The organism is Chitinophagaceae bacterium (assembly GCA_016717285.1).
In the GTDB taxonomy this organism is placed as follows: domain Bacteria; phylum Bacteroidota; class Bacteroidia; order Chitinophagales; family UBA10324; genus JACCZZ01.
The window spans coordinates 1627569-1650046 of record JADKFU010000005.1; the positions used below are offsets into that span (position 1 = coordinate 1627569).

The window sequence follows — 22478 nt, forward strand, 5'->3', positions numbered from 1 at the left end:
TTCCGTAGTGGAGACTTTTTATGGGCTCATAAATCTATCACATTTGTTTGGAGTGGAATAGTTTCCTTTAATGAATAGGTTGATTTTCCTGATACCCTTCGATAGGCTCAGGGGACGTGTTGGGAAGCTTTATTTTAAAACCGGAACTAAGTCTGTTCCGCAAGTTCTTTGAGTTTTTTATTCATGAGATTAAAACCATTCAGTGTAGTATTATCCAGCATTTTGTTAAAAACAGGAACCAATACTCCTTTGAATTTTTCTCTTTGGATGAATAATGTTGTTCCATTTCCTTTATCAATGAGTTCAAAAATATGTTCACCATCGAACAATCCTTCAAACAATAAATGTCCCAGCCAACGGAATTCTTTGTTTTTTTCAAATGTAAGTACGACGGGTTTGAAAGTCATGCCTGATGCACCGGGCGGTTCAAGTCTTGCGATTATTTTTTTTCCGACTGCAATTTCTCCGCTGATGGATTTGATAAAAGGATTCCAGTTTGGATAATTTTTAAAGTCCGTTAGAATTTTCCAGACTTTTTGAGGTGTTGCATTGATCAGGATTTCTGTTTTGATTTCTTTGGCCATGGTGGAAAATTGAATGGTTTATAATGTTTGGATTGTTTGATGAAGCAAAGGTGAGCATGTTTCATCAAGAGGCGCTTGACATTTATCAAGAAATCAGGACAGCTTTTTTTTCCTTATCCTGCTGAATGTTTCCGGTGTCATGCCCAGCATAGAGGCAATATATTGCAACGGTACCTGGTTAAAGATTTCGCTGTTGTGTTCAAAGAAAAAGCGGTAACGTTCTTCCGCAGTCATAGACAAATGGGAGAAAATGCGATCCTCCAGAATGGTGAAACAACGGGCGATAAATAATTTTTCCAGCTCATGCCATTTCGGAATGAGGTTGCCGATATGGTTATAGTCTTCCTTTGAGATGGTAAATAATTCTGAATCTGATAAAGTCTGAATAGTCCAGCGTGCCGGCGTGTTAAAAATAAAACTGGAAAGATCTGTTACAAAATATCCTTTCGTGGAAATCCATTGGGTAACTTCTTTTTCCTGTGTTGACACATAAATTCTCAGCAAACCAGATTTTACAAAGCTTAATTTGTTACAACGTGCGCCTGTTTTCAGAAAATAGTCATCCTTCTTTAAATATTTTGGCCTGAAGAGAGAACCGATTTGTTTAAGGTCGGATTTGTTGATTCCGAAATAGGACTGGATATATTGTTCGAGTTCGGTCAATACTGTTTATTGTTTAATAATTTTTACAGTGGAAGCCTGACTGCCGTAAACCACTTTAAGGAAGTAGGTGCCAGCGGGAATCGTATCAAAGTTAATTTTTATCAAATCATCCTCAGCACAAAGATGTTCATTGATGAGATGTTGACCCAGGATATTAATAAGCGTGTATTCAGTTATCTCCCTCTTATCCTTAAATAATGTGATAGTCATCGACCCATTCATAATGGGATTGGGAAATGCATGTATCCAATTTTCGGTTTTTAATTGCTGAATACCTATTGCCGCAGTATCCAAAACCACAAACGATCCCATCATCCCATCATCTTCATGGTGTAACAAGTGACAGTGGTACATATAGGGAATGGAGTCATCGGCAAAATCTGAAAACTTCATGATGATATTTACTGTTTGCATCGGCATTACGAGCACCACATCTTTCTTTCCATCTTAATCTCACCACCTGCGAAGGTGCATCGAGATACAAGGATTGATAAGTGATGCATCGGATATTGCGACGCAAATGCATTAAACGATTATCACATTTTTGGATTATCAGTAGGCCTGGATTGCTGCTCCTTGTAGATCATTTTCAAAATGTTACTGCCGATCTCTGCTACGCCATTTGCTGAATTGGATAGGACAACAACACCGATATTACTTTCCCTGATAAAACCAATGTAAGAAGAGCACCCACTGGTAGTGCCTTGTTGCCAAATCATATTCACTTTGCTGTTAACAGCAACCGGAGAAAGAATCCATGCAAGAGCTGAATAAGATCCATGTAATTTCTTTACATCTGGTATAGCGACTCGTGGGTTCTGGGTATTCAACAATGAGGCTTGAATGGCGGAGTGATGGAGAACTAAGTTTTCCTTCAGAAATAGCAACAGGTCTGTTACATTGGAGTGAAGTCCGATGGCGGGGATCATCGCGTCAAATATTCCCGGAGGTACTATTTTGCCCTTTTGATCGTGACCAACTAACATTTTCGATTGCTGTATGGTTGTTGGTGTTATAAATGTATGCTGAAGCATTAGCGGCTCGAGCACTTCCTGCTGTAATATCGATTCATAAGTTGTTCCTTCTTTCCAGGCTAACCCATTACCCAACATAGCGATTCCCAGCGGTGAAAACTTATAGACAAGACCAGTAGGATAGCTTGTGCGGTAGTTGTTCAGGAAACTGTACAAGTTGGTTAATGAATAACCTTCGAACGGATTGGAACTTTTCAAACTTGCTTTCAGGTTGCCGGGATAAACCGGTAAACCTGAAGTATTCGTGGCCAGATCGCAAAGCAACATGTGCTTCGGATGGTATGAAGGATCAGCAAAGCAATAATACACAGTATGGTGGTCATTCTCTGAATTAACAGGATGCTGATCAGCAGGTTTGCAGATGATTTCTTCATATACAGGAATCATTACACTTTCGGGAAAGTAATTTTGCACAGGGTCATTCAGATCAATTTTATGATCTGATTCCAAAACAGCTAAAAGGGAAGTCGTAAAAACCGAAGTGATAGTTCCCAGTTCAAATACAGAAGATGAGTCAGGTTTTACACCATTTCCCTTTTCCGTTTCTCCGTATACATATATCTGTTCTCCCGATGCAGTCACCAAACCAATCACCAATGCATGGTTTCCTTTTTCATTTGCATAAGGCAATGCAATTTTATCGATTGACTGTTGTAAATTATCCTGGCTAAAGACGAAACCAAAGGAAAATAGAAAAGGTAAAATCAGTATTGATTTCATGGCATCGCTTTTTTTATTTTATTAATTTGCTGTGTAAAGGGTGTGGCAGGTAAGGATCCTGATTCATGATGCTGCAATTTCAATACAATAGAAAAGTAAAGATTGTACGCCAGGTTATCCGGATGTTATTTCTTCATCTATTCTCAAACCGTCCTGTTTTTTCTTTGATCTCAATTCTAAAAATTATGGTCTTGTAAGCACCTGTATCATTCTGATGTGCCTCCGCCAATTCCGCAGGTGGACTGATTGATTCTCCAGTCGCAATCGGCTGTAAACGCGCAACCAGTTTCTGTAGGCCTTCTTTCTTATCCTCGCCTTTCAATTCTTCATATTTACCCCACATAATTACAGACTCCCAATTCGCCGGATTTTCCGTTTGGTCTACTTCAAAACAAACAAGTGGATTCATTCGCATCATCTGAATTTTCCTGCCTTCTTTTGAATGCGCATAAATATATTTGCCATCATAAGCGTATGCCACAGGAACTATATAGGAAATTCCGTTTGCGCTGCAACCAATACGCCCGATAAATTGCCGGTTAAGTAATATTTCAATCTGATTGGGACTTAATTCACCGAGCACGATTCACTATTTTATGCTAAATTATATGCGGAATTAATTCTTCAATATGACATTTGTCATGTAAAATGATGAGTCATCTCATCCATCGCAATGCATAAGTTCACATCTTTATTAAAAGAGGCCTGATTCATTATGATTGACTATCAGGAATATTCAGCGAAACTCTTATCGCATATCGGCAGGTACTCTCGAAAGACTTCTGACCGTGAGGATGTTAAGCATATTCACCAATTGCGTGTAGCTATTAAAAAGATGAAAGCGTTATCATGTCTGTTCAAATGGTATTTTGAAGATTTTGATAAAGGAAAGTTGAATGCTATCTGGAAATTAGGTGGAAAGGCGGGTGATTTGCGTGAATGGCAGTTGCTTACTGAAAGAATGCAGCAATCATTTCTTCCGCACAATTTGAACAGCGAAATTTTGAATCTTATAACACATGAAGAAAAAAAAGCTTACAGAGATTTTTGCCGGAAGCAGGATAAATGTACGGGGACGGAGCTGAATAAAGTGCGCAGGTATCTTAAACCGTTTGCCATCAAGCTCCGGACAGTAAATCCGGTTGATTATCTGAATGGTACAGCGGAAAATATGGAGACCAGGTTATTACGACAAGGCCCGTCAAATGAAATGTATCATGAAATCAGAACCGATGTTAAAAAACTAAAGTATAACTCTGAAATTTTCTCCGATGAAATCCATGATTTGAAGTGGCTTGTGTTGCTTCCCGGATTTTTAAATACTGCAGATACGTTGTTGGGCGAATGGCATGATGCTGTTGTTGCCGGAAGACAATTACATCATCTGTCAGCTAAGCCAGGATTACCCGGACCGGTGAGGAATGGAATGCTTCAACTCGAAGCGGTAGCGAATACAGAGGCGGAACGGTGGCTTTTAAAATTTAAGCATGATATTAATCAGTTTCATAAATGATGAATGTCATCACAATCAAATATTGCACTTTAGATTTTTGCGCGGCAACGTGAAAAAAACTACATTTCAAGAAATAAAACACTTATGACAGCTAACATTGCATATCAGGATCCCCAGGATGCATTAAAGTTGATTCAGTCGGGCAATAGGGTATTTATACAGGGAGGAGCCTGTACGCCTACATTTCTTATCAGTGAATTGGTGAAAAGAAATAAAGAGCTGCAGCATGTTGAACTGGTTTTTATCAGTCTGCTAGGTGATGTTTTTTTTGATCAGCCAGAGTATGCGGATTCTTTTCATATCAATACAATGTTTGTGAGCGACCCTGTAAGAAAAGCGGTAAACGAAGGCAGGGGCGATTTTATACCGGTTTTCCTCAGCGAAATTCCTGAACTTTTCAGGCGGAATGTATTGCCGCTCGATGTCGCTATAGTGCAGGTTTCCCCGCCGGATAATAAAGGTTTTTGTTCGATGGGAGTGTCGGTGGATATTGCACGCACAGCAGTGCACACTGCGAAATATGTAATAGCTCAAATCAATCCGCAGGTTCCACGCACACATGGAGATGGCTTTATGCACCTGAACAGTTTTAATGCAATGGTTTGGGTGGATGAACCGCTCCATGAGGTGAACTTCGGATCGCAGATTACCGACGATGAAATGAAAATCGGTGCGCATGTATCTGACCTGGTTATAGACAGGAGTACTTTACAACTTGGAATCGGCACGATTCCCGATGCGGTTTGCAGGTGTCTTCATGATCACAAAGACCTTGGTGTGCATACGGAAATGTTCAGCGATGGTTTGATTGATCTCTGCGAAAAAGGTATCATCACGAACCGGTATAAAAATATTCATCCTCATAAAACAGTAGCAGGTTTTGCATTGGGTACAAGGAAACTGTATGATTACGTGAGCGATAATCCGGATTTCGCATTTCTCGATATTGATTATGTGAATGACCCTTCGGTAATTAAACGCAATACAAAGGTAATGGCCATCAACAGCGCCATTGAAATTGATATCACCGGACAGGTTTGTGCAGACAGTATAGGCACTTACCAGTACAGCGGCATTGGTGGCCAGATGGATTTTATGCGTGCAGCTTCATTAAGTGAAGATGGTAAACCTATCATTGCACTCACCAGCAGAACGAAAAAAGGAATTCCCCGAATTGTTCCTGTGCTTAATCCGGGTGCCGGGGTAGTTACCACCCGTGGACATGTTCACTATGTAGTTACAGAATTTGGTGTTGCTTCTCTCTTCGGACAAAATTTTCGACAACGTGCAAAGGCACTCATCAATATCGCTCATCCTGATGATCGTGAACAACTGAGCAGGGCTTGTCATGAGCGCTTTAAGATATTTAACTAAGGAAGCAATCTGCGGGGTGATAGCAGATTAATTTTAGCCTACTAGCCGTTCCCGACTTTGCGCGAACTGATGCGTTGATCTCGCCTCATTCCTTTTACTGAATATTATCATTATTTGGAGTGATGAAAGTCATAATTCCCGCCATTTGGGGATTGGAAATTTGCAGTATGAATCCGGAAGCAACTGCAAAATATTTTCCAAATAATATTTAGTGTAGTGGAGGCAACCATAGAACATTCAATCGATAGCCATGAAAATCAACAAAGACTGGCACCTTAAAAATAAAATGCCTGAAAATCCAACGTTTGCACAGCGGGTAAAATGGCATCTCGCTCATCATCAAAATTGTTCCTGTCGCGATATTCCTCCGAAATTGGAAGAAGAAATGAAAAAGAGAGGGATCAAGTTCTGACAACACCACCTCATTAAGAAACCCATCTATAACCCATCGGGCAAAAGGAATAAGAACAGATTTGTTATTAGATTTGATTTGCATTGAAATAGATAAAGGAATTTGGAATATGAGCGGAAATAACCACTGCTAAAGAAGGAGATAGCTGAATAAGTATTAAACAATAGTAATTCACAAAGCCATATTAAAAACATGAAACCCAATATTGAAATTTCCGAAAATAATCTGAAAGAAGTGGCCACCTTACTCAATAATTTAGTGGCTGATGAATATGTATTGTACACTAAAACCCGCAATGCACATTGGAATATTGAGGGTCCGGGCTTTATGGACCTCCACAAATTTTTTGAAGCTCAATATGAAGCATTGGATCTCATTATTGATGAAGTTGCAGAGCGGGTAAGGGCATTGGGCCATTATTCCTTAGGATCACTTAAGGACTTCTTAAGCATGACACACCTTACAGAAGGTCACAACGACTTCAGCAAGCAAAAGCAAGTAATTCAATCGCTGTTAAACGATCATGAAACGATTATCCGCATTCTAAGAAAAGACATCCATACCATAACTGAAAAATGCAAAGATTCCGGCACCGGAGATTTTGTTACCGGTATTATGGAGCAACATGAAAAGATGAGCTGGATGCTGAGAGCTTATTTAATTTAATTTGCGTTCGGAAGTTGTTGGTGATTTACACGATTATTGTTTCTGTCAATAACACATGTCTTATAACTGCCTATCAAAATAAATAAGGAATAACCCTTCTGGTTTGTTTCATGTAAGACTTGTATTCCGGGTACGCTATCAATAGAAATTTTTCTTCCAGCAGCATTCTTGTGTAAAGTCCGGCGGTGATTACACATACTGCTGCAAAGGTTTCCAAAAATGGGTAGGCAATTACACTTGCCCATGAAAAATAGATGATGGAAGCATAGATGGGATGACGAAGCCATTGATACGGCCCATTTGTTACCAATTCTCCTGAGGTGGTATTGGCCGTCGCGTGAAAGCTTCTGAGTCCGAAAGTAATCCGTGCCCAGATCATCAAAGCTGCCGCGCTGAGCTGTATGGCAATAGAAACAGGATTTGTTGAAAATAAGTGCTGGGCATAAATCAGGTAGACCAAGCCGGCGATAGCGATGGCAAGCGCGATTAATGAACTGATTTTTGACGACATACTGAATAATTATTTCCGGAAGTTATGCCGTTTTCTTTTCCCATGAGAGTAATAAAAGAAGATTTTTTATAGCCATCATCTGCAAACTATTTGCTGTTCAGTACCGGCTCGGAAAGAAACTATTTTTGCTTATAAGATTATGGTTAAATCTTCCCCCATCATTTTAAATCAACGATGTTGATATTCAGTTACCGATGCTGGTTTTGATGCAAAGAAACACGTTGATGCAATGACATCCGTCATCACAAACATTGACGAATATCATAATTGAATTTCTACGCAACTACTTACTTCGAAGCCTGATGTATAAACTGTGCATTCATAAAACGGATTTATGAAAACGATTCTTGTTCCAACTGATTTTTCTGAAAATGCAGTTAATGCCATGAAATATGGAATTCGGCTGGCAGCGAAGTTGGATTGTAAAGTTGTGTTTTTCCATTCAACGCATATTCCGCTGAGAGTGGAACTATTTGGTATTCCGGACAGCGAAATGAAGCGGCTGGAGAAGATGGATATGTCAAATAAGAAAATGCTGCTTGATAAAACAATCGACCGGTTATACCGTCAGATGCATATTTTAAGAGACGCCACTAAAGTTTTGATGATGGTGAAAACTGAAAAATATGTAGTAGAAGATATCGTCATCGCCGCCAACAATGCTAAAGCAGGTCTCATTGTGATGGGAACGCATGGTGCGTCCGGCATCAACAAGCTTTTTGGAAGTACCACTTCAATTCTTATTTCAAAGAGTGAAATTCCGGTGCTTGCCATACCTTCCGGTTATCGCTTCAGGCACGTTAAGTCCTTGCTTTATTTTTCTGACCTCAAAAGTCCTGTGATGGAACTTGGGACGCTTGTTCCGCTCGCAAAATCCTTTGGCTCGATCATCGACATTTTTAATTTGAGTTATAATCCGGATGTAGATGAAGAAAAATTATTCAACAAACTGAAAGGCGTAGCAAAGGGAGTGAAGCTGGAGTTGATTCAGATAAAAAGAAATCCGGGTGAACGTTTGCTCGAGCAGCTACGTGAATTTCTCGATTACCGGAAACCGGATTGGGCGGTCATGTTTCCTCACAAGAAAAGATTCTTTGAATATGTTTTTGAAGGAAGCAAGACCGAAAAATTGTCATACAACCTGAAAGTTCCTTTGTTGTCCATCAGAAAAAAATAGATGGCAGTAATCGGTTCATAACAAAATGGTAAAAGTAGTGCCGGTATTACGAAATCAACTTGCCAATTGGCTCTTTTCTGTTGTTTCAGCAGGTGCGATACTCTACTTCGGAAGTCCGCTGTTTATCCCGCTCAGTTTCGCTTTACTCATAAGTTTTGTGCTGTTGCTTTAAATGATACTAACCAACCGCATGCAGGTTCAGGAGTGAGGGATCGGAGGAAGCTTCTTGTAGCGGAATTAAATACTGTTTATACCATGCTATAGAAAGTTGAGCAACTTCATCCAGTTTTCCTTCTTCTTCAAAAAGATAAGACGCATTTTCAATCACTTTCAATTCGCATTTTGATTTCAGATAACCTTTTGCCATTTCATTAATTGCAATACCTTCTTTATCCTTTTGTGCGCAGATAAACAGCACAGGAGTTTTAACCTGCGCCAGTAATTCCACGGCTGACTCAGGGCTTGCATCCCGGCAAACAATTGTCTTCACGATTTCTTTAAGCCCCAGAGAGGCAACCAAAGCTACTGCAGCACCTGTTCCGGAACCGAAGTAGACAACAGGTAATTTTTTTGTAGGGTTGATATTCATCAGTGTCTGGGTGACGTCGGTTACACGCTCCGCGAGTTCAGTAAGGTTGCTTCCTTTCAAAAAAAGATCTTCTTCCACTTTCTCCAGACTCACCAGCAATGTTGCTAATCCGTGATTATTAAAAACACGTGCAAGGTGAGTATTGCGCGGACTGTGCCTGCTGCTGTTAATACCATGACAAAATAGTACGATGCCTTTAGCATTTTCGGGAACTGCAAGTGTACCTTGAAGAAGCACATTTACTGCCTTGAAGGTGATGTCATTATTATAAATCATTTTAGCATTCATGACCGATAGTTTTTAACTGGAATTAAAAATATGACCACTTCAGCGTCAATAGTATGACCACTATTATCGGAGCCCGTGATTTTAATCATACCCAAACATTGAAAAGGATGGCAATAATCATATCAAGGTGTGACAGCAGTCATAACGCACGGAAAAGTGCCGGTATAATTTTGAAGAAAATTAAAAACTAATATTATGAAATCGACCAACGTGAATCTCAAATCCCTCTTCGCAGTCATTACAATGCTCTTTGTTATAAACGGAATGCTCTGCGCACAAAACCGAAATGCTCTTAATAGTATATCAACAGCAAATGCACCAACAACTGCCCTATTTGTATCGTCAGAGGAAGGTGCTTCAATTGCGCGACCTGATGTTACTGTTGTTCCAAATCCATCATCTGGACCTGTTACCGTTCGCTTCACCGCCACTGTTAGTGGCAAAATCGGAATCACCGTTATGAATAGCAACGGATCAGCCATGTTTGTGATTGAAGGAATAGCAAAAGTTGGAAGTAATCAGATAGCAATTGATCTTACCTCTTATGGAAGTGGAAACTATCCTATAGTTGTTTCCGGTGCAGGTGTATATGGAAAAGTAGTTGCTGTTATTAAATAGGGAAGTCCGCGGTTATTCCGCATTTACTTCAAAATGAATGACCGTTGATAGCAGTATCAACGGCCATTCGTTTTTTTTTGAGCATCCATCTCAACAATCCAAATGAGCAGGATCCTTCCAAAATTAAATTCTGCATGACGTATCCATTTTCAGATGGATGCTATTTGCCTGCAATTTAGTTTTGTAATCAAGAGGCTTTTTAATAAAATGCAAATGCGGTTATAAACTGGTTCCGGTAGATTCGTGCTGCATACAAAGCCACTGCATAAATGAGTGTCAGCAATTTCTCATTAAACGAGGTTCATAATTTTTTTCTTCAAAACTTCAGGTTGACAGACACCGGAATGACGCCAAACTTCTTTTCCGTCTTTAATAATCAGTAAGGTGGGAATGGCTCTTATGCCATATTCCGATGCAAGGGACTGTGCTTTATCTACATCAATTTTGATGATGATCGCACTTTCTTTTACGGTTGCCTTTACATCGTTGAGGATCGGAACCATTGCTTTACAAGGACCGCACCAATCAGCGAAAAAGTCAACAACAACCGGCTTGCCGGAATTTATCAATTCATTAAAGGATTTCATGTTGCGCTTTGAAAAGTGTTGATGCGTGTGACAAAATCTATGCAATTATTTCCTGTTGTCCCGAAAAAAAACAGACTGTGTCCATTTATTTCAAAGCCAGCGTATTGAGTGAAAAACATTTTTTATTCGTCCATTTGTTACAGATGGAATTATTCATGTTCTGCTTTTTTCAAGAAGAAATCCTTCCTCCACCATGGTTATTCCGATCCCGACATTGACAAACCGCAAAGGTTATTGATGCGCAATAAACAGTGGAACTTTCACTTCTGTCAAAATCCGATTGGAAATGCTGGAATGAAACATTCTTGATAAGGCACTTCTGCCGTAAGCTCCCAGCACAACCAATACATCATTGCCATCTTTCTTCAGAAATTTTTTTAGCTCTTCTTCCGGCTCACCATTCAGTACTGTGAATGTCAGGTTTTTGAAATGCTCACTTGCAAGGTCCTTAATATCTCTGTTCTTGGGAACATGGTTGGAAGTAGAATGATTTACGGTTACAACATTGGTGGGTATATCGTTCCACTGTGGAAATAAATAGCTGTACATCTTCATAGCGAATACACTGGAGTCGCTCCCGTCATAGGCAATCACCACGCGGTTGATAGAAGGTTTCTCATCAGGAAGAATCAGTACAGGGCACTTCGATTCCGCCAGTAAATCTTTAAGAAATAAACTCGGCGACCTATCGCCGATCCGCATAAAACTGGTTTTGTTATCTATTAACAATAAATCAGTGAAGGCACTTTCTTTGAGCAATTCCTGAAGGGGAACGCCACTGTCAAGATGGATTTTATGTTTGACACGTTTTTCCTCGCATTGTCTTGTGAACACTTTCATATTCTCGGTGATCTTAACATTGTCTTCCTTTTCAATTTCCTGGAACCCATAGTAGTATTGAGTAGGTATGTCCCAGGCATAAGCATAAACAAATCGGGAATAGGAGAGATCGTGAAGGAAAACCCCAACCAGCAAAGAATCTGTTTTTTGAGCCAGCTCAATTCCAAAACTTGCAGTCTGATCGGAATAGTTCACTCCGTCAAACACAGCGAGGATCTTTTTCATGACATATTATTTAGGTTAATTTAACATTTGTTCAAAAATATAGGATTTAGTTAAATTGAAAGTATGACTGTAGTCAGGTATTTGAATGACAATTGTTATATTTTTTCCAGAGATCATTTTTGCATTTCAGATTACGTATCCGCAGGAACAGGAAGAACTGAAATTTTATTGCATCCGGAGCAGGATACTTCATCGTTTGTCCTTTTCATGTTATTACTGTACGTTTGAAACTGATTAAATCTGCCTATGAAACCTTTATGCCTATTTGCTTTCAGCACATTGCTGCTACTCATGATAGAGAATTGTCTTGCACAGAAAATGGCATTACCTATACCCCGTAATGTACAACCGGCTTATGAATCCGGAACACGTTCCATGGATGGAAAACCAGGATCTCATTACTGGCAAAACAGAGGTAATTACACAATGAAAATTAATTTTGATCCTGCCACGCGTTTATTAAGCGGTACGGAAACAATCGTTTATTACAATAACAGTCCTGATACCCTTCATCAGATTGTGATTCACCTATACCCTAATCTTTTTAAGAAAGGAATGCAAAGAAATTATCCGTTTGATGAAGCAGACGAAAATGAAGGCGTGACCATTGAAAGCCTTGTAATGGGAACAGAAAAATTTGCTACCCTTACAGATAAACGCATACATTTCAGCGGGACGAATATGAAAGTTACACCGGAAGAATCAGTGAAACCCGGCAAGAGCATAACCATGCAGATCTCCTGGCATTACACTGTCAACAAAGGCTCGCATATCAGAACGGGAATGGTCGACGCGTCTTCTTACTTTCTCGCATATACTTTTCCAAGAATTGCTGTGTATGATGATATTGATGGTTGGGACGACTGGGATTATATTGGCCTTCAGGAATTTTACAATGACTTTGGAAATTTTGATGCTGAAATTACTGTTCCGGGAGGCTTTGTTGTCTGGGCAACAGGCTTGCTTCAAAATCCGAAAGATGTTTTCGCTCCCCGTATTTACAATCGTTACCAAACGGCACAGACATCTGATAAGATCATCGGCATCATTGACAGTACAGATTATGATGCGGAACCGGTTACTGCTGCAGGTGCGCAGCTTTCCTGGAAATTTTCTGCGGAAGAAGTGACTGACTTTGCTTTTGCAATCAGTGATCATTACCTCTGGCAGGGGAGTTCATTAATGGTGGATGCTGCTACAGGAAGAAGAGTTTTTGTTGATGCGGCATATGATAAAAACGCGGTTGATTTTTTTGAAGTAGCGGATGTTGCGCGTAAATGTGTCGACATTATGAGCAAGTCGTATCCTGCCGTACCATTTCCATTTCCACATATCACGATATTCCAGGGACTTGATCAGATGGAATACCCGATGATGGTGAATGATAATGTTTCTGATACAAGGATGGACATGGTGCAACTTACCTCTCATGAAATATTTCATTCTTATTTCCCATTTTACATGGGTACCAACGAAACAAAATATGCATGGATGGATGAGGGTTGGGCCACTATCGGCGAATCTGTAATATCTCCTATGCTGGGCGAACCTGAAGACGATGGAATTTATATGAGAAGGCGGTATGAAAATGTTGCCGGAACAGATATCGAAGTTCCATTGATTACGAATACAAAGCTGACCAGTGGAATTACCTATACAACCAATGCATACGGCAAGCCCGGAATTTTTTACTGGACCTTGCAGAATTTACTGGGCGATACTGTTTTTTTTAAAGCGCTACATGAATACATGAGCCGCTGGCATGGAAAGCATCCTACGCCGTACGACTTTTTCTACTCCATTAATAATGCGAGTGAACAGGATTTGAATTGGTTTTTTATACCATGGTTTATGCAAAGCGCATATCCTGATTTGGCATTGAAAAAAGTACAGTTGGAGAAAGGCAAAAAAACAAGTTCAGAAACATGGAATATTATCGTAAGCAATACAGGTGCATTGCCTGTTCCTGTCCATCTTGAATTCGTTCTCGAAAATGATTCCGTGATCAGAAAAGATTTTACAGCGATAGTTTGGAAAGAAGGCAATCGTGATTATAATGTACAGCAAGCCCTGCCGGGAAAATTAAAATACATCCGGATGGGGAATGAATTTATTCCTGATGTTAACAAGAAGGATAATCTGTGGAGGCTCCGGTAAAAGGTGATTTTGATTATCATGAAAAATTAAACTTCCTGAATTACCACGGCATTCTTGAGAGTATAAATAGCAACGATAATCCGAAAAAGATAGCACCCTTTTTAAATTTAACAACATCTGTTGTGGAGCGCTTCACCATCACTCTTCCGACATGTGCCAATATAATGGCCAGCAACATGGTAATGGGATGTTCTACTACTGAAAACCGGTAGCCGGGATTGGCCATTATACTTTCGCCGGATTGAAAAGCAGCCTTTGTAACCGGGCTGAGAAAAATGTAAAGTGCTAATCCGATTAGTAATTGAATGTCAAGAGCAGTTACAAAAAATAAATTTAGCCTGTTATCTGTTGAAGTGAATTTTTGCTTTCCAAACCAACCGTACAGATACTTGATAAGAACTATTACTGCGAGGGCAAGTATGATCCATCTCCAGTAAGAATGAATATCTTTTGTAAAAGTATACACTTGATCCATAAGAGGTTTGAATTTTTGAGTTAATAAAGTAAGAGTGAATAATCATGCATGGGGAGAAGCAGAGCTAAATAAAGGTGTCGTCTTTAGTATGTCGGTTCTATGATTTTCCGCTGAATTAATATTCACGTTTCTGATCGAATGCCTCGAGGTAATCTGCCACTTTCCTGAGGAATGATCCACCCAAGGCACCATCAACAATCCTGTGATCGTATGACAGTGAAAGAAACATCATGTGACGAATCGCAATCACATCGCCCTGCGAAGTTTCCAGCACAGCCGGTTTTTTCTTGATGGCTCCGGTTGCCATGATTGCTACCTGCGGTTGATTGATGATGGGTGTTCCCATTAAATTTCCAAAAGTGCCAACATTGGTTAATGTGAAAGTGCCACCTTCAATCTCATTAGGTTTCAATTGACCGGCACGTGCACGCTTTGCAAAATCATTTACTTCTTTGGTTAAGCCGACAAGGTTCTTGGTATCCGCATTCTTAATCACCGGCACAATCAGGTTTCCGCTGGGCAATGCGGCCGCCATACCGATATTGATGTCCTTTTTACGGATAATTTGTGTACCGTTCAACGATGAATTCACCAATGGATAATCCTTCAATGCTTTTACCACTGCTTCAATGAAAAGAGGCGTAAACGTGATTTTTTCTCCTTCGCGTTTTTCAAAATCTTTTTTCACCCTTTCTCTCCACAATACAAGATTCGTAACATCCGCTTCCACGAATGATGTTACATGCGCGGAAGTGCGTTTACTCATTACCATATGTTCCGCAATCAGTTTACGCATGCGGTCCATTTCAATAATTTCCACATTGCCGGAAACATTCACAGCAACAGGGGTAACAACTTCTTCCTGTTGCCTTACCATTGGTTTTTCAACAATTGGCGCGGCAGGAGTGGAGGCAGCTTTTGAACCGCCCTGTTGTACAAACTGCAGAATATCTTTTTTTGTAACCCTGCCCCCTTCACCTGTTCCCGCAATAGTATCAAGCACCGGCATGGAGATTCCTTCATTACGTGCAATGTTTAATACAAGCGGAGAATAAAATCTTCCTTCGACAGAAACGGGTTTTGATTCCTGTTGTTGAATAGCAGGAGCTATGGTTTTTTCAGGCTGCCTGGTTACTTCGGTTTTCACGGCTGAAGGCGCAGTTGTGCTGGCACCTTCTGTTTCAACAATAGCAATTACTTTTCCAACAGGCACCACATCATTTACCTCGAAAAGAATTTTTACAAGCTTACCGGCATGCGTAGAAGGCACTTCCGAGTCAACTTTGTCAGTTGCAATTTCAAGTACCGGCTCATCAACAGCTATGCTGTCACCAACATTTTTCAACCATTTTAAAATGGTGGCTTCCATAATACTTTCCCCCATTTTAGGCATTATCAGTTCCACTTCGGCCATAGTATTAGTTGATTTTTTTGGAATGGTCAAATGTAAAGCGAAACGGGGGATTAATCAAACCGTACAACAATTCCTTAATTGTTAAACTGATAAATCGTTAAATGTCTCCATAGCGGACTTCAATAAATTTGACGAGAGAATCAACAATTAAACAATCAGTATACGAATTCAAGCATCAATCAACAACCCTAACATAAACTTCCTCAGCATACTCAGTGCATTAATAGAACTCATCTCCATATTTCGCTGGCGATTACCGGGAAAGAAGAACTTTTTCGCCATTACACGGTTATTTCCGGCTACGGCAATCCAAACAGTGCCAACTGGTTTTTCCTCCGTTCCACCACCCGGACCTGCTATTCCGGATACAGCGATAGAATAACTTGTCTGCATCTTTTCAAGCACGCCAGTGGCCATTTCGCAAACTGTTTCTTTACTTACGGCGCCATAAGTATTGAGGGTTGCTTCCTTAACACCCAGCAGTTTTTTTTTGGCTTCATAAGAATAGCTCACGATGCTGCCTCCGAAATAATCTGATGCCCCTGCAACAGACACAATCCGGAAAGCAATCAATCCTCCGGTGCAACTTTCTGCTATGCTTAACGTGGCTTTTTGTTGCAACAGAATTTTTCCAATCACTTCTTCAAGAACGTCATCATCATAACCCCATATGTATTCGCCAATGCTATCACGAAGCCGTTTCACGAATGCTTCAGTGGTTTGTTGAAGATATTTTTCGTCTTCTCCACGCGCTGTTATTCTTAACCTCACAGAAGACAGGTAAGGAAGATAAGCCAGCTTAAAACCTGCCGGGAAATCATCTTCGATATCCCGTATTTTTTCAGCAAGGAATGATTCGCCAATACCTTGCGTCAGTATTGTTTTATGAAGTATGAAGGGTGTTTTAAAAAGTGTTTTTATTTGAGGTAGCACATTATTGGTCATCATGAGCTTCATTTCCCATGGAACTCCGGGCATGGAAACAAATACTTTACCATCATGATTAAACCACATTCCCGGCGCGGTACCATTAAGATTTTTTATAGGAATGCACTTATCGGGCACTTCTGCCTGGCTCCGGTTACTTTCCAGCATGGGCCGGCTAAGACGATCGAAAATAGCTTTTACCATTTCGAATATTTCTTCATTGAAAACAAGCTTGCTGTCGAAATATTGACACAGCGTATGCTTGGTAATATCATCTTTGGTAGGTCCAAGTCCACCTGTTATCAGAATCAGGTCACTTATTTCACGGGCTTCATTCAAAGCAGCTATGATTTCTTTTTTATCATCACCCACAGCAATTCTGCGGATCACATAAACTCCTATGCTATTCAGTTCCTGGCCCATCCACGCAGAGTTCGTATCTACAACTTGTCCGATAAGGAGTTCGTCGCCAATGGTAATGATGGTTGCGTTCATGAATAGTTAAGGGTTTGAGAAGTTTAGAAGTTTAGAATGTTTAGAATGTTTTGCCAGACGGAAAGTTCGATTAAATAATGAAATTCAAATAAAAATCATCTTCAGACAATTATGCAATTCGTTGTTTAAGGCTTTCTATTTGCAATTGGCACGATTTTGATAAATTCGACGCCAAATAAAAACCATGATTAAAAATTCCATTCTTGCCCTGCTGACTGCATTGATTGTTAATTCAGGTTGTGCCCAGGTAACTCATCCTGCTACGACTCCTGCTGCTCCGCAAGATACGCGTCCCGGATCTTCTACTACAGCACCCGATCAATCGCAGCCCTCTTCAACAAATTCCAATGGGATACAAGGCGCATTGTCTGGACTTGATAGTGATCATTTGGTGTCAGGTTTAAAAGAAGCACTGAGCTTAAGTGCGGTGAACAGTTCAACGATTCTTTCGGCTACGGATGGATTTTTTAAAAACCAGGCTATAAAAATTTTAATGCCTCCTGATGTGAAAATGGTGGAAACGAAGCTGCGTTCCCTTGGATTGGGAAGTGAAGTAGACAAAGCATTGTTAAGTATGAACAGGGCAGCAGAAGAGGCAGCGAAAGATGCCGCACCCATTTTCCTGGATGCGATAAAAGGCATGTCGGTGAATGACGCATTTGGATTAATTAAAGGACCGAATGACGCGGCAACGCAATACTTAAAGAAATCAACGTCCGCGCAGCTTACTGAAAAGTTTGCTCCGGTAATTGGCAAAGCACTTGATAAAACAGAAGCAACAAAATATTGGTCTGATGTTTTTGGCACCTACAATAAACTGCCTTTCGTAAAACCCGTCGATTCAGATCTTAAAAAATATGTGACTCAAAAAGCGCTGGATGGTTTATTCTATACCATGGCGCAAGAGGAAGCTAAAATCAGGAAAGATCCTGCCGGCACCGCAAACAGTATAATTGAATCGGTTTTTGGAAAGCATTGAGAGTTGATGTGCCGATGAATCGATGTGCCGATTGTATGCAGTAGAAATATGAGTTGATGATTTTATTTGCAAATAGATGGAAACACAGAAATGCTATTGCTTTGATGCAATTAAATAGATGATTGTATACCCGTCAAAGCCAAAATTCTGCAATCACTTCATACCTCACAACTGACCACTCACAACTGCCAACAGACAACCGACAACTCATAATTAAAACTCATTCCAATCACTTCGCTTAGGCAGTTTTAAATCTTGCAGTACAGATGCTTTCACTCGCAATACAAAACTATAACTCGGTCGTATTCCGAATGGAACCCATTGAATACTCATTTCCCAGCAGTGCAAATCCCGGTAGATGCCCAGTGAAGCGGTTGGAAACTGATGGTTTACAAAATCATACGAGGTACTAGCGGTGAGTTTCCATTTTTCAGTTAGATTTAATCCACCACTGATGTTAAGGGTTTGATTAAAGGTGAGAGAATCATTGCCGGTTTCTGAATTTACTGTTTGCAGAAACAGGCTGTAAGAAAGATTGAGATTCCATGGAACATCGAAACTTACATATTCATTAAGTGACCGGGAAATATAATCTTGTTGCTCTTCTGTCAAAACCTGTTGGGTAGATTTTTTAGATTGAAAACTTGTACCAATACTCAGGTTTGCATTTGTTAACCTGGCTAACCTGTTGTTCACATCCCATTCAAATTGATTCAGCCTTCTGCCTAAACTATCTGCGATATAAGGATCGAAACGGGAACCGAAATTGATATCGAATTTATCAAAGAGCTTAGTGCGACCGGTAATAGAGATCACAGAAAGATTAAGTGAGTCGGCTGCAAGGTTGTAGGAAGCTCCAAAGTTTAATGCATCCAGCAGCTTTACTTTCTTCGTTTGTGCCACAGTATCTTTCTTCGAAAAAACTTTCATCTCTAATGTATTTCCAAGCGAAAAATTGATGCTGCCTGATTTTCCTTGCCCTGGTCCTGAATAAATGGCATCACTGAACAAAGAATAACGTTGCGTACTTCCTTCCGTATTGTATTGCACCGTTTTAAAGGTATTCCATTGTGGATCACTAAAATCAGGATGAAAAGAAAACCCAAGACTGGGTGTCATTACATGACGAATAGCCTTCACCTTGCCTTTTCTGAAGTTTACAATACCATAGACCCTTGTTGAAGTGCTCACTGAAAAATTGAAGTCACGTGCCGTTGCAAAACCCTGGATCGTATCATATGCAATCATATTTGAATCGGGATTCCATGTCTGTCGTGTTGTTTGTAATGCCCATACTTCTGAATAATTAAATGCCGGCGTTACAGTTACGAATTTAAGTATCTGGAAAGGTGCACTCACCGGTATATTGTGACGCATGCCAGTTTGAATATTTCTGAATGTTGCCGGCGTGAAGAATAAAGAATCAGCGTTTGATACCTGGTTTTGCGCATTCATGTTATAAGAGAATCCAATCTTCTCATACCATCGTTCTCCACCAATACCTCCTTGCCTGCGAAACGGATAGATCGTATTCATGTTAAATGCAACAGTGGGCAATGAAACATTCACAAGATGGGTGAGCGTGCTTTGAGAATGATTTGCAGAAATCGTGTAATTAAAAGGTGAATAAGGAATCGTTTGTGAATAGGAGATGGATGACTGGTATGTATTGTTAAGATAATTGAAGTTGGTGTTGGAAGCAAAGAGCTTATTGAAACCTGATGTGCCGAAATTAATAGTAGCGCCGAAGTGGCTGTTAGGCTTTGCTTTGCCATCCTGGTTGTACCTCGCGGCAATGTTAAATTGCTTATTGGAAGTGTAATCATTTATTTCGGTGCTGAAGATCCTTTCATTGGCAAAAGTCATCCTGACATCGCCGTTGAATTTATACCGCTTATTGAAACGACTTGCGGCCACTGCTTTCCATGATCCAAGCGAATAGATATCTGCAGTTAGCGCCAGGTCTACATTGTCACTTATTCCAAAATAATAACCGCCATTTCGTAAAAAGAAACCCCTGTTTTGATCCTCACCATATTCAGGAAATATGATGCCCGATTTACGCTTTGCATTTAAAGGAAATATTCCGAAAGGTAAAAAAAGAGGCGTGGGTACATCGGCTACTACCAGGTTTGCCGGACCTGATACGATGGACTTTCCCGGAATAACTTCAATTTTTGAAGAAGCAATGTAGAAATGCGGATGATCGAGATTGCATGTTGTGTATACATTATTTTTTCCAAACAACACTTCATTCGGTAATCGTTTTACAACGCCACTTCTCACAAATCCTTCATCTTCCTGGGTCAGTATCTCACTTATTTTTCCTTTGTTTGTTTTGAAGTTAAAATGAATTTCGCGCGCATCATATTTCCGCTCACCCTGAGAAAATGTGGGACGGTTTTCAAGATTTCCACTGCTGTCTTTTCGTCCCATGGCAGTCACTTCACTGTTCTTCCAGTCAAAAATGATCGAATCGGCAGTAAGTGTGATGTCTTTGTATTGCACTTGCGCATCGCCAAGAAGATAAACCCGTTGATTGGTAATGTCGTACCAGATAGTATCTCTGGCATTATATTTTACAGGGCCATCCAATCCATCTTTTGATTCTTTTACTTTACTATTTAAAGAACTGTCTGCACCAGTGGAATCCACAATTGAAAAGGGTGGAATGGTATCCGGAGGGGTCAAATCTATCGCCGTGTCAGGCATAATCTGATTAGAATAATAAACTTCGTTAATGTCCGCATATGAGTACAGCGAACACAGTATTAACAAAATGATGGGGAAACCTTGAAGGCTATATCTTTTTTTCAAAAAAATATCAGGTATAAATTTGCGTTTAATGCTGATTTTTGCAACAAAGCTACTACAAAGCATTCCATTTGTGAAACGTACAATTCTCTTCATAGTTTTCCTTATCTCTTGCCGGTGTGTTCCTGTAAATGCTCAAGCAAACTCCGATTACAAATTTAAAACCATTGTTCTTGACGCCGGGCATGGTGGTCACGATACGGGTTGCCGGGGCGTTTCATCATACGAGAAAAACGTAACGCTTGCACTTGTATTGAAATTGGGAGCACTGATAAAAAAAACTTATCCCGGGATCAAAATCATTTATACACGGCAGACGGATACATTCATTGAGTTATATGAACGTGCCAACATTGCCAACCGCGCCAATGCGGATTTGTTTATTTCCATTCATTGTAATGCAAGTAAATCCATTTCAGCTTACGGTACAGAAACGTGGTTGATGGGTCTGCATAAATCTGAAGGTAACCTTGAAGTCTCAAAAAGGGAGAATGATGTAATTATGCTGGAGGACAATTACCAGGAAAATTATGATGGCTTCGATCCGAATTCACCGGAAGGTTACATCATACTTTCCATGAACCAGAATGCGCATATTGACCAAAGTATAAATCTTGCCTCAAAAGTTGAAGATGAATTTGTGAAAGACGGCCGACAGACACGTGGTGTAAAACAGGCAGGATTTCTTGTTTTGTGGCGAACTACAATGCCGTCTATTTTAATTGAATCAGGATTTCTTACCAACAGGGAAGAGGAGAAGTATCTTAATTCAACAACTGGTCAGAATCAAATTGCACTTTCTGTTTTACAGGCCATTGCACTTTATAAATCTGAAATAGAAGGTGATTATAGCCAATTGGCACTGGTGCAGCAGGATAGTAAAACGGTGGTTGAAGATACCTCCGGAAAACCCGCACCGGTAGAATCACGCGATACTTTAACAGGAGATCAATCTCAGAAAATGGTGGCGGATGCAAATATCAAACAAGCTCCATCACCGGTCATAGTTTACAAAATACAAATTGCTGCCTCTGAAAAATCGATTCCATTAAACGATCCGCGCTTTGCAGGTATCAAAGATATAACGAACGATAAAAGCGATAACCAGGTGAATCGTTATGTGGTGGGTAATTATACTGATCTCACAGCGTCTCAGAATCGTCTTGCCACTTTGCGAAAAAATGGATTTAAAGATGCTTTTGTTGTTGCTTATAAGGATGGGAAACGAATACCCATCAGCGAACTGCCATAGCTAAGTGACTTTCGGTGGTTCAAACTAAAACAGATTTTACAACACTGTCTCTCAGTTAATACTCATGCTTCAGGGTTTATTGAAAATGGGTGTATCCTGCTTTTAAAAAGTAATGATTCGAAAATTAAATTCTCAGCCGTGGTTCAAAAGAGCCTTTAAGAATT

The 22478-nt window shown here is 40.1% G+C and carries 22 protein-coding genes; 9 read left to right on the top strand and 13 right to left on the bottom strand.

Translation table 11 applies throughout. From position 1 onward, the window contains the following. Positions 1 to 146: 146 nt before the first annotated feature. The 5 genes from IPO83_16450 to IPO83_16470 all read right to left on the bottom strand — a co-directional run bounded on the left by IPO83_16450 (position 147) and on the right by IPO83_16470 (position 3584). On the bottom strand, positions 147 to 584 hold the full coding sequence (locus IPO83_16450; GenBank protein MBK9732844.1) for an SRPBCC domain-containing protein: 438 nt from the start codon (positions 582 to 584) through the stop codon (positions 147 to 149). A 93-nt stretch (positions 585 to 677) separates the two neighbouring features. Next, entirely contained in the window at positions 678 to 1247 is a 570-nt protein-coding gene (locus tag IPO83_16455) for a Crp/Fnr family transcriptional regulator (protein ID MBK9732845.1), read from the bottom strand. 6 nt (positions 1248 to 1253) lie between these two features. Further along, on the bottom strand, positions 1254 to 1667 hold the full coding sequence (locus IPO83_16460; GenBank protein ID MBK9732846.1) for a T9SS type A sorting domain-containing protein: 414 nt from the start codon (positions 1665 to 1667) through the stop codon (positions 1254 to 1256). A 116-nt stretch (positions 1668 to 1783) separates the two neighbouring features. Further along, on the bottom strand, positions 1784 to 3001 hold the full coding sequence (locus tag IPO83_16465; GenBank protein ID MBK9732847.1) for a serine hydrolase: 1218 nt from the start codon (positions 2999 to 3001) through the stop codon (positions 1784 to 1786). Positions 3002 to 3134: 133 nt separating this feature from the next. Next, complete coding sequence (locus IPO83_16470; GenBank protein MBK9732848.1) at positions 3135 to 3584, bottom strand: pyridoxamine 5'-phosphate oxidase family protein; 450 nt, start codon at positions 3582 to 3584, stop codon at positions 3135 to 3137. Between the two features lie 132 nt (positions 3585 to 3716). Between IPO83_16470 and IPO83_16475 the strand changes: the two genes are divergently transcribed. From IPO83_16475 to IPO83_16490, 4 genes are all read left to right on the top strand, one after another. Beyond that, a complete protein-coding gene (locus IPO83_16475; protein ID MBK9732849.1) occupies positions 3717 to 4514 on the top strand; it encodes a CHAD domain-containing protein in 798 nt (265 codons plus the stop codon). A gap of 84 nt (positions 4515 to 4598) precedes the next feature. After that, the gene (locus IPO83_16480) at positions 4599 to 5888 is read left to right on the top strand and encodes an acetyl-CoA hydrolase/transferase family protein (GenBank protein MBK9732850.1); all 1290 of its coding nucleotides are present in this window, start codon (positions 4599 to 4601) and stop codon (positions 5886 to 5888) included. A 250-nt stretch (positions 5889 to 6138) separates the two neighbouring features. Then, positions 6139 to 6300, top strand: a complete 162-nt coding sequence (locus IPO83_16485; protein ID MBK9732851.1) for a hypothetical protein — start codon at positions 6139 to 6141, stop codon at positions 6298 to 6300. 192 nt (positions 6301 to 6492) lie between these two features. Beyond that, positions 6493 to 6966 (top strand): DNA starvation/stationary phase protection protein, encoded by a 474-nt coding sequence (locus tag IPO83_16490; protein ID MBK9732852.1) that lies wholly within the window; start codon positions 6493 to 6495, stop codon positions 6964 to 6966. Positions 6967 to 7039: 73 nt separating this feature from the next. On the opposite strand, the gene IPO83_16495 is transcribed toward IPO83_16490, so the two are convergent. Beyond that, positions 7040 to 7477 (bottom strand): isoprenylcysteine carboxylmethyltransferase family protein, encoded by a 438-nt coding sequence (locus tag IPO83_16495; GenBank protein ID MBK9732853.1) that lies wholly within the window; start codon positions 7475 to 7477, stop codon positions 7040 to 7042. Between the two features lie 334 nt (positions 7478 to 7811). On the opposite strand from IPO83_16495, the gene IPO83_16500 reads away from it, so the two are divergent. After that, positions 7812 to 8654: a universal stress protein gene (locus IPO83_16500; protein ID MBK9732854.1), complete on the top strand. Its 843-nt coding sequence runs from the start codon at positions 7812 to 7814 to the stop codon at positions 8652 to 8654. Positions 8655 to 8832: 178 nt separating this feature from the next. Here the strand turns inward: IPO83_16500 and IPO83_16505 are convergent, their stop codons facing one another. Further along, positions 8833 to 9531, bottom strand: coding sequence for an alpha/beta hydrolase (locus IPO83_16505; GenBank protein MBK9732855.1), 699 nt, complete (start codon positions 9529 to 9531; stop codon positions 8833 to 8835). Positions 9532 to 9726: 195 nt separating this feature from the next. On the opposite strand from IPO83_16505, the gene IPO83_16510 reads away from it, so the two are divergent. Next, on the top strand, positions 9727 to 10149 hold the full coding sequence (locus tag IPO83_16510) for a hypothetical protein (GenBank protein ID MBK9732856.1): 423 nt from the start codon (positions 9727 to 9729) through the stop codon (positions 10147 to 10149). A gap of 290 nt (positions 10150 to 10439) precedes the next feature. On the opposite strand, the gene trxA is transcribed toward IPO83_16510, so the two are convergent. Together trxA and IPO83_16520 are read right to left on the bottom strand one after the other, a co-directional pair. After that, positions 10440 to 10736, bottom strand: coding sequence for a thioredoxin (gene trxA, locus IPO83_16515; protein ID MBK9732857.1), 297 nt, complete (start codon positions 10734 to 10736; stop codon positions 10440 to 10442). A 231-nt stretch (positions 10737 to 10967) separates the two neighbouring features. After that, positions 10968 to 11801: a universal stress protein gene (locus IPO83_16520; GenBank protein MBK9732858.1), complete on the bottom strand. Its 834-nt coding sequence runs from the start codon at positions 11799 to 11801 to the stop codon at positions 10968 to 10970. A 246-nt stretch (positions 11802 to 12047) separates the two neighbouring features. Here IPO83_16520 and IPO83_16525 point away from each other — a divergent pair, with 246 nt between their 5' ends. Further along, positions 12048 to 13958, top strand: a complete 1911-nt coding sequence (locus IPO83_16525; GenBank protein ID MBK9732859.1) for a M1 family metallopeptidase — start codon at positions 12048 to 12050, stop codon at positions 13956 to 13958. Between the two features lie 40 nt (positions 13959 to 13998). Here the strand turns inward: IPO83_16525 and IPO83_16530 are convergent, their stop codons facing one another. From IPO83_16530 to IPO83_16540, 3 genes are all read right to left on the bottom strand, one after another. Continuing rightward, entirely contained in the window at positions 13999 to 14433 is a 435-nt protein-coding gene (locus tag IPO83_16530; GenBank protein MBK9732860.1) for a hypothetical protein, read from the bottom strand. Positions 14434 to 14548: 115 nt separating this feature from the next. Then, positions 14549 to 15847, bottom strand: coding sequence for a 2-oxo acid dehydrogenase subunit E2 (locus IPO83_16535; protein MBK9732861.1), 1299 nt, complete (start codon positions 15845 to 15847; stop codon positions 14549 to 14551). A 168-nt stretch (positions 15848 to 16015) separates the two neighbouring features. After that, entirely contained in the window at positions 16016 to 17269 is a 1254-nt protein-coding gene (locus IPO83_16540) for a competence/damage-inducible protein A (protein MBK9732862.1), read from the bottom strand. A 184-nt stretch (positions 17270 to 17453) separates the two neighbouring features. Here IPO83_16540 and IPO83_16545 point away from each other — a divergent pair, with 184 nt between their 5' ends. Further along, positions 17454 to 18248 carry a DUF4197 domain-containing protein gene (locus IPO83_16545; protein ID MBK9732863.1) on the top strand — a complete coding sequence of 265 codons (795 nt, stop codon included), beginning with the start codon at positions 17454 to 17456 and terminating at the stop codon, positions 18246 to 18248. A gap of 213 nt (positions 18249 to 18461) precedes the next feature. On the opposite strand, the gene IPO83_16550 is transcribed toward IPO83_16545, so the two are convergent. Next, on the bottom strand, positions 18462 to 20960 hold the full coding sequence (locus IPO83_16550) for an LPS-assembly protein LptD (protein ID MBK9732864.1): 2499 nt from the start codon (positions 20958 to 20960) through the stop codon (positions 18462 to 18464). Positions 20961 to 21093: 133 nt separating this feature from the next. Here IPO83_16550 and IPO83_16555 point away from each other — a divergent pair, with 133 nt between their 5' ends. Continuing rightward, positions 21094 to 22314 carry an N-acetylmuramoyl-L-alanine amidase gene (locus IPO83_16555; protein ID MBK9732865.1) on the top strand — a complete coding sequence of 407 codons (1221 nt, stop codon included), beginning with the start codon at positions 21094 to 21096 and terminating at the stop codon, positions 22312 to 22314. Positions 22315 to 22478: the final 164 nt, after the last annotated feature.

Coding starts and splice junctions, on each gene's coding strand:
- IPO83_16490 (MBK9732852.1), top strand. CDS start 6,493: ATGAAACCCAATATTGAAATTTCCGAAAATAATCTGAAAGAAGTGGCC.
- IPO83_16475 (MBK9732849.1), top strand. CDS start 3,717: ATGATTGACTATCAGGAATATTCAGCGAAACTCTTATCGCATATCGGC.
- IPO83_16520 (MBK9732858.1), bottom strand. CDS start 11,801: ATGAAAAAGATCCTCGCTGTGTTTGACGGAGTGAACTATTCCGATCAG.
- IPO83_16500 (MBK9732854.1), top strand. CDS start 7,812: ATGAAAACGATTCTTGTTCCAACTGATTTTTCTGAAAATGCAGTTAAT.
- IPO83_16465 (MBK9732847.1), bottom strand. CDS start 3,001: ATGAAATCAATACTGATTTTACCTTTTCTATTTTCCTTTGGTTTCGTC.
- IPO83_16525 (MBK9732859.1), top strand. CDS start 12,048: ATGAAACCTTTATGCCTATTTGCTTTCAGCACATTGCTGCTACTCATG.
- trxA (MBK9732857.1), bottom strand. CDS start 10,736: ATGAAATCCTTTAATGAATTGATAAATTCCGGCAAGCCGGTTGTTGTT.
- IPO83_16480 (MBK9732850.1), top strand. CDS start 4,599: ATGACAGCTAACATTGCATATCAGGATCCCCAGGATGCATTAAAGTTG.
- IPO83_16555 (MBK9732865.1), top strand. CDS start 21,094: ATGCTGATTTTTGCAACAAAGCTACTACAAAGCATTCCATTTGTGAAA.
- IPO83_16530 (MBK9732860.1), bottom strand. CDS start 14,433: ATGGATCAAGTGTATACTTTTACAAAAGATATTCATTCTTACTGGAGA.
- IPO83_16485 (MBK9732851.1), top strand. CDS start 6,139: ATGAAAATCAACAAAGACTGGCACCTTAAAAATAAAATGCCTGAAAAT.
- IPO83_16535 (MBK9732861.1), bottom strand. CDS start 15,847: ATGGCCGAAGTGGAACTGATAATGCCTAAAATGGGGGAAAGTATTATG.
- IPO83_16450 (MBK9732844.1), bottom strand. CDS start 584: ATGGCCAAAGAAATCAAAACAGAAATCCTGATCAATGCAACACCTCAA.
- IPO83_16550 (MBK9732864.1), bottom strand. CDS start 20,960: ATGCCTGACACGGCGATAGATTTGACCCCTCCGGATACCATTCCACCC.
- IPO83_16460 (MBK9732846.1), bottom strand. CDS start 1,667: ATGCCGATGCAAACAGTAAATATCATCATGAAGTTTTCAGATTTTGCC.
- IPO83_16505 (MBK9732855.1), bottom strand. CDS start 9,531: ATGAATGCTAAAATGATTTATAATAATGACATCACCTTCAAGGCAGTA.
- IPO83_16510 (MBK9732856.1), top strand. CDS start 9,727: ATGAAATCGACCAACGTGAATCTCAAATCCCTCTTCGCAGTCATTACA.
- IPO83_16540 (MBK9732862.1), bottom strand. CDS start 17,269: ATGAACGCAACCATCATTACCATTGGCGACGAACTCCTTATCGGACAA.
- IPO83_16545 (MBK9732863.1), top strand. CDS start 17,454: ATGATTAAAAATTCCATTCTTGCCCTGCTGACTGCATTGATTGTTAAT.
- IPO83_16495 (MBK9732853.1), bottom strand. CDS start 7,477: ATGTCGTCAAAAATCAGTTCATTAATCGCGCTTGCCATCGCTATCGCC.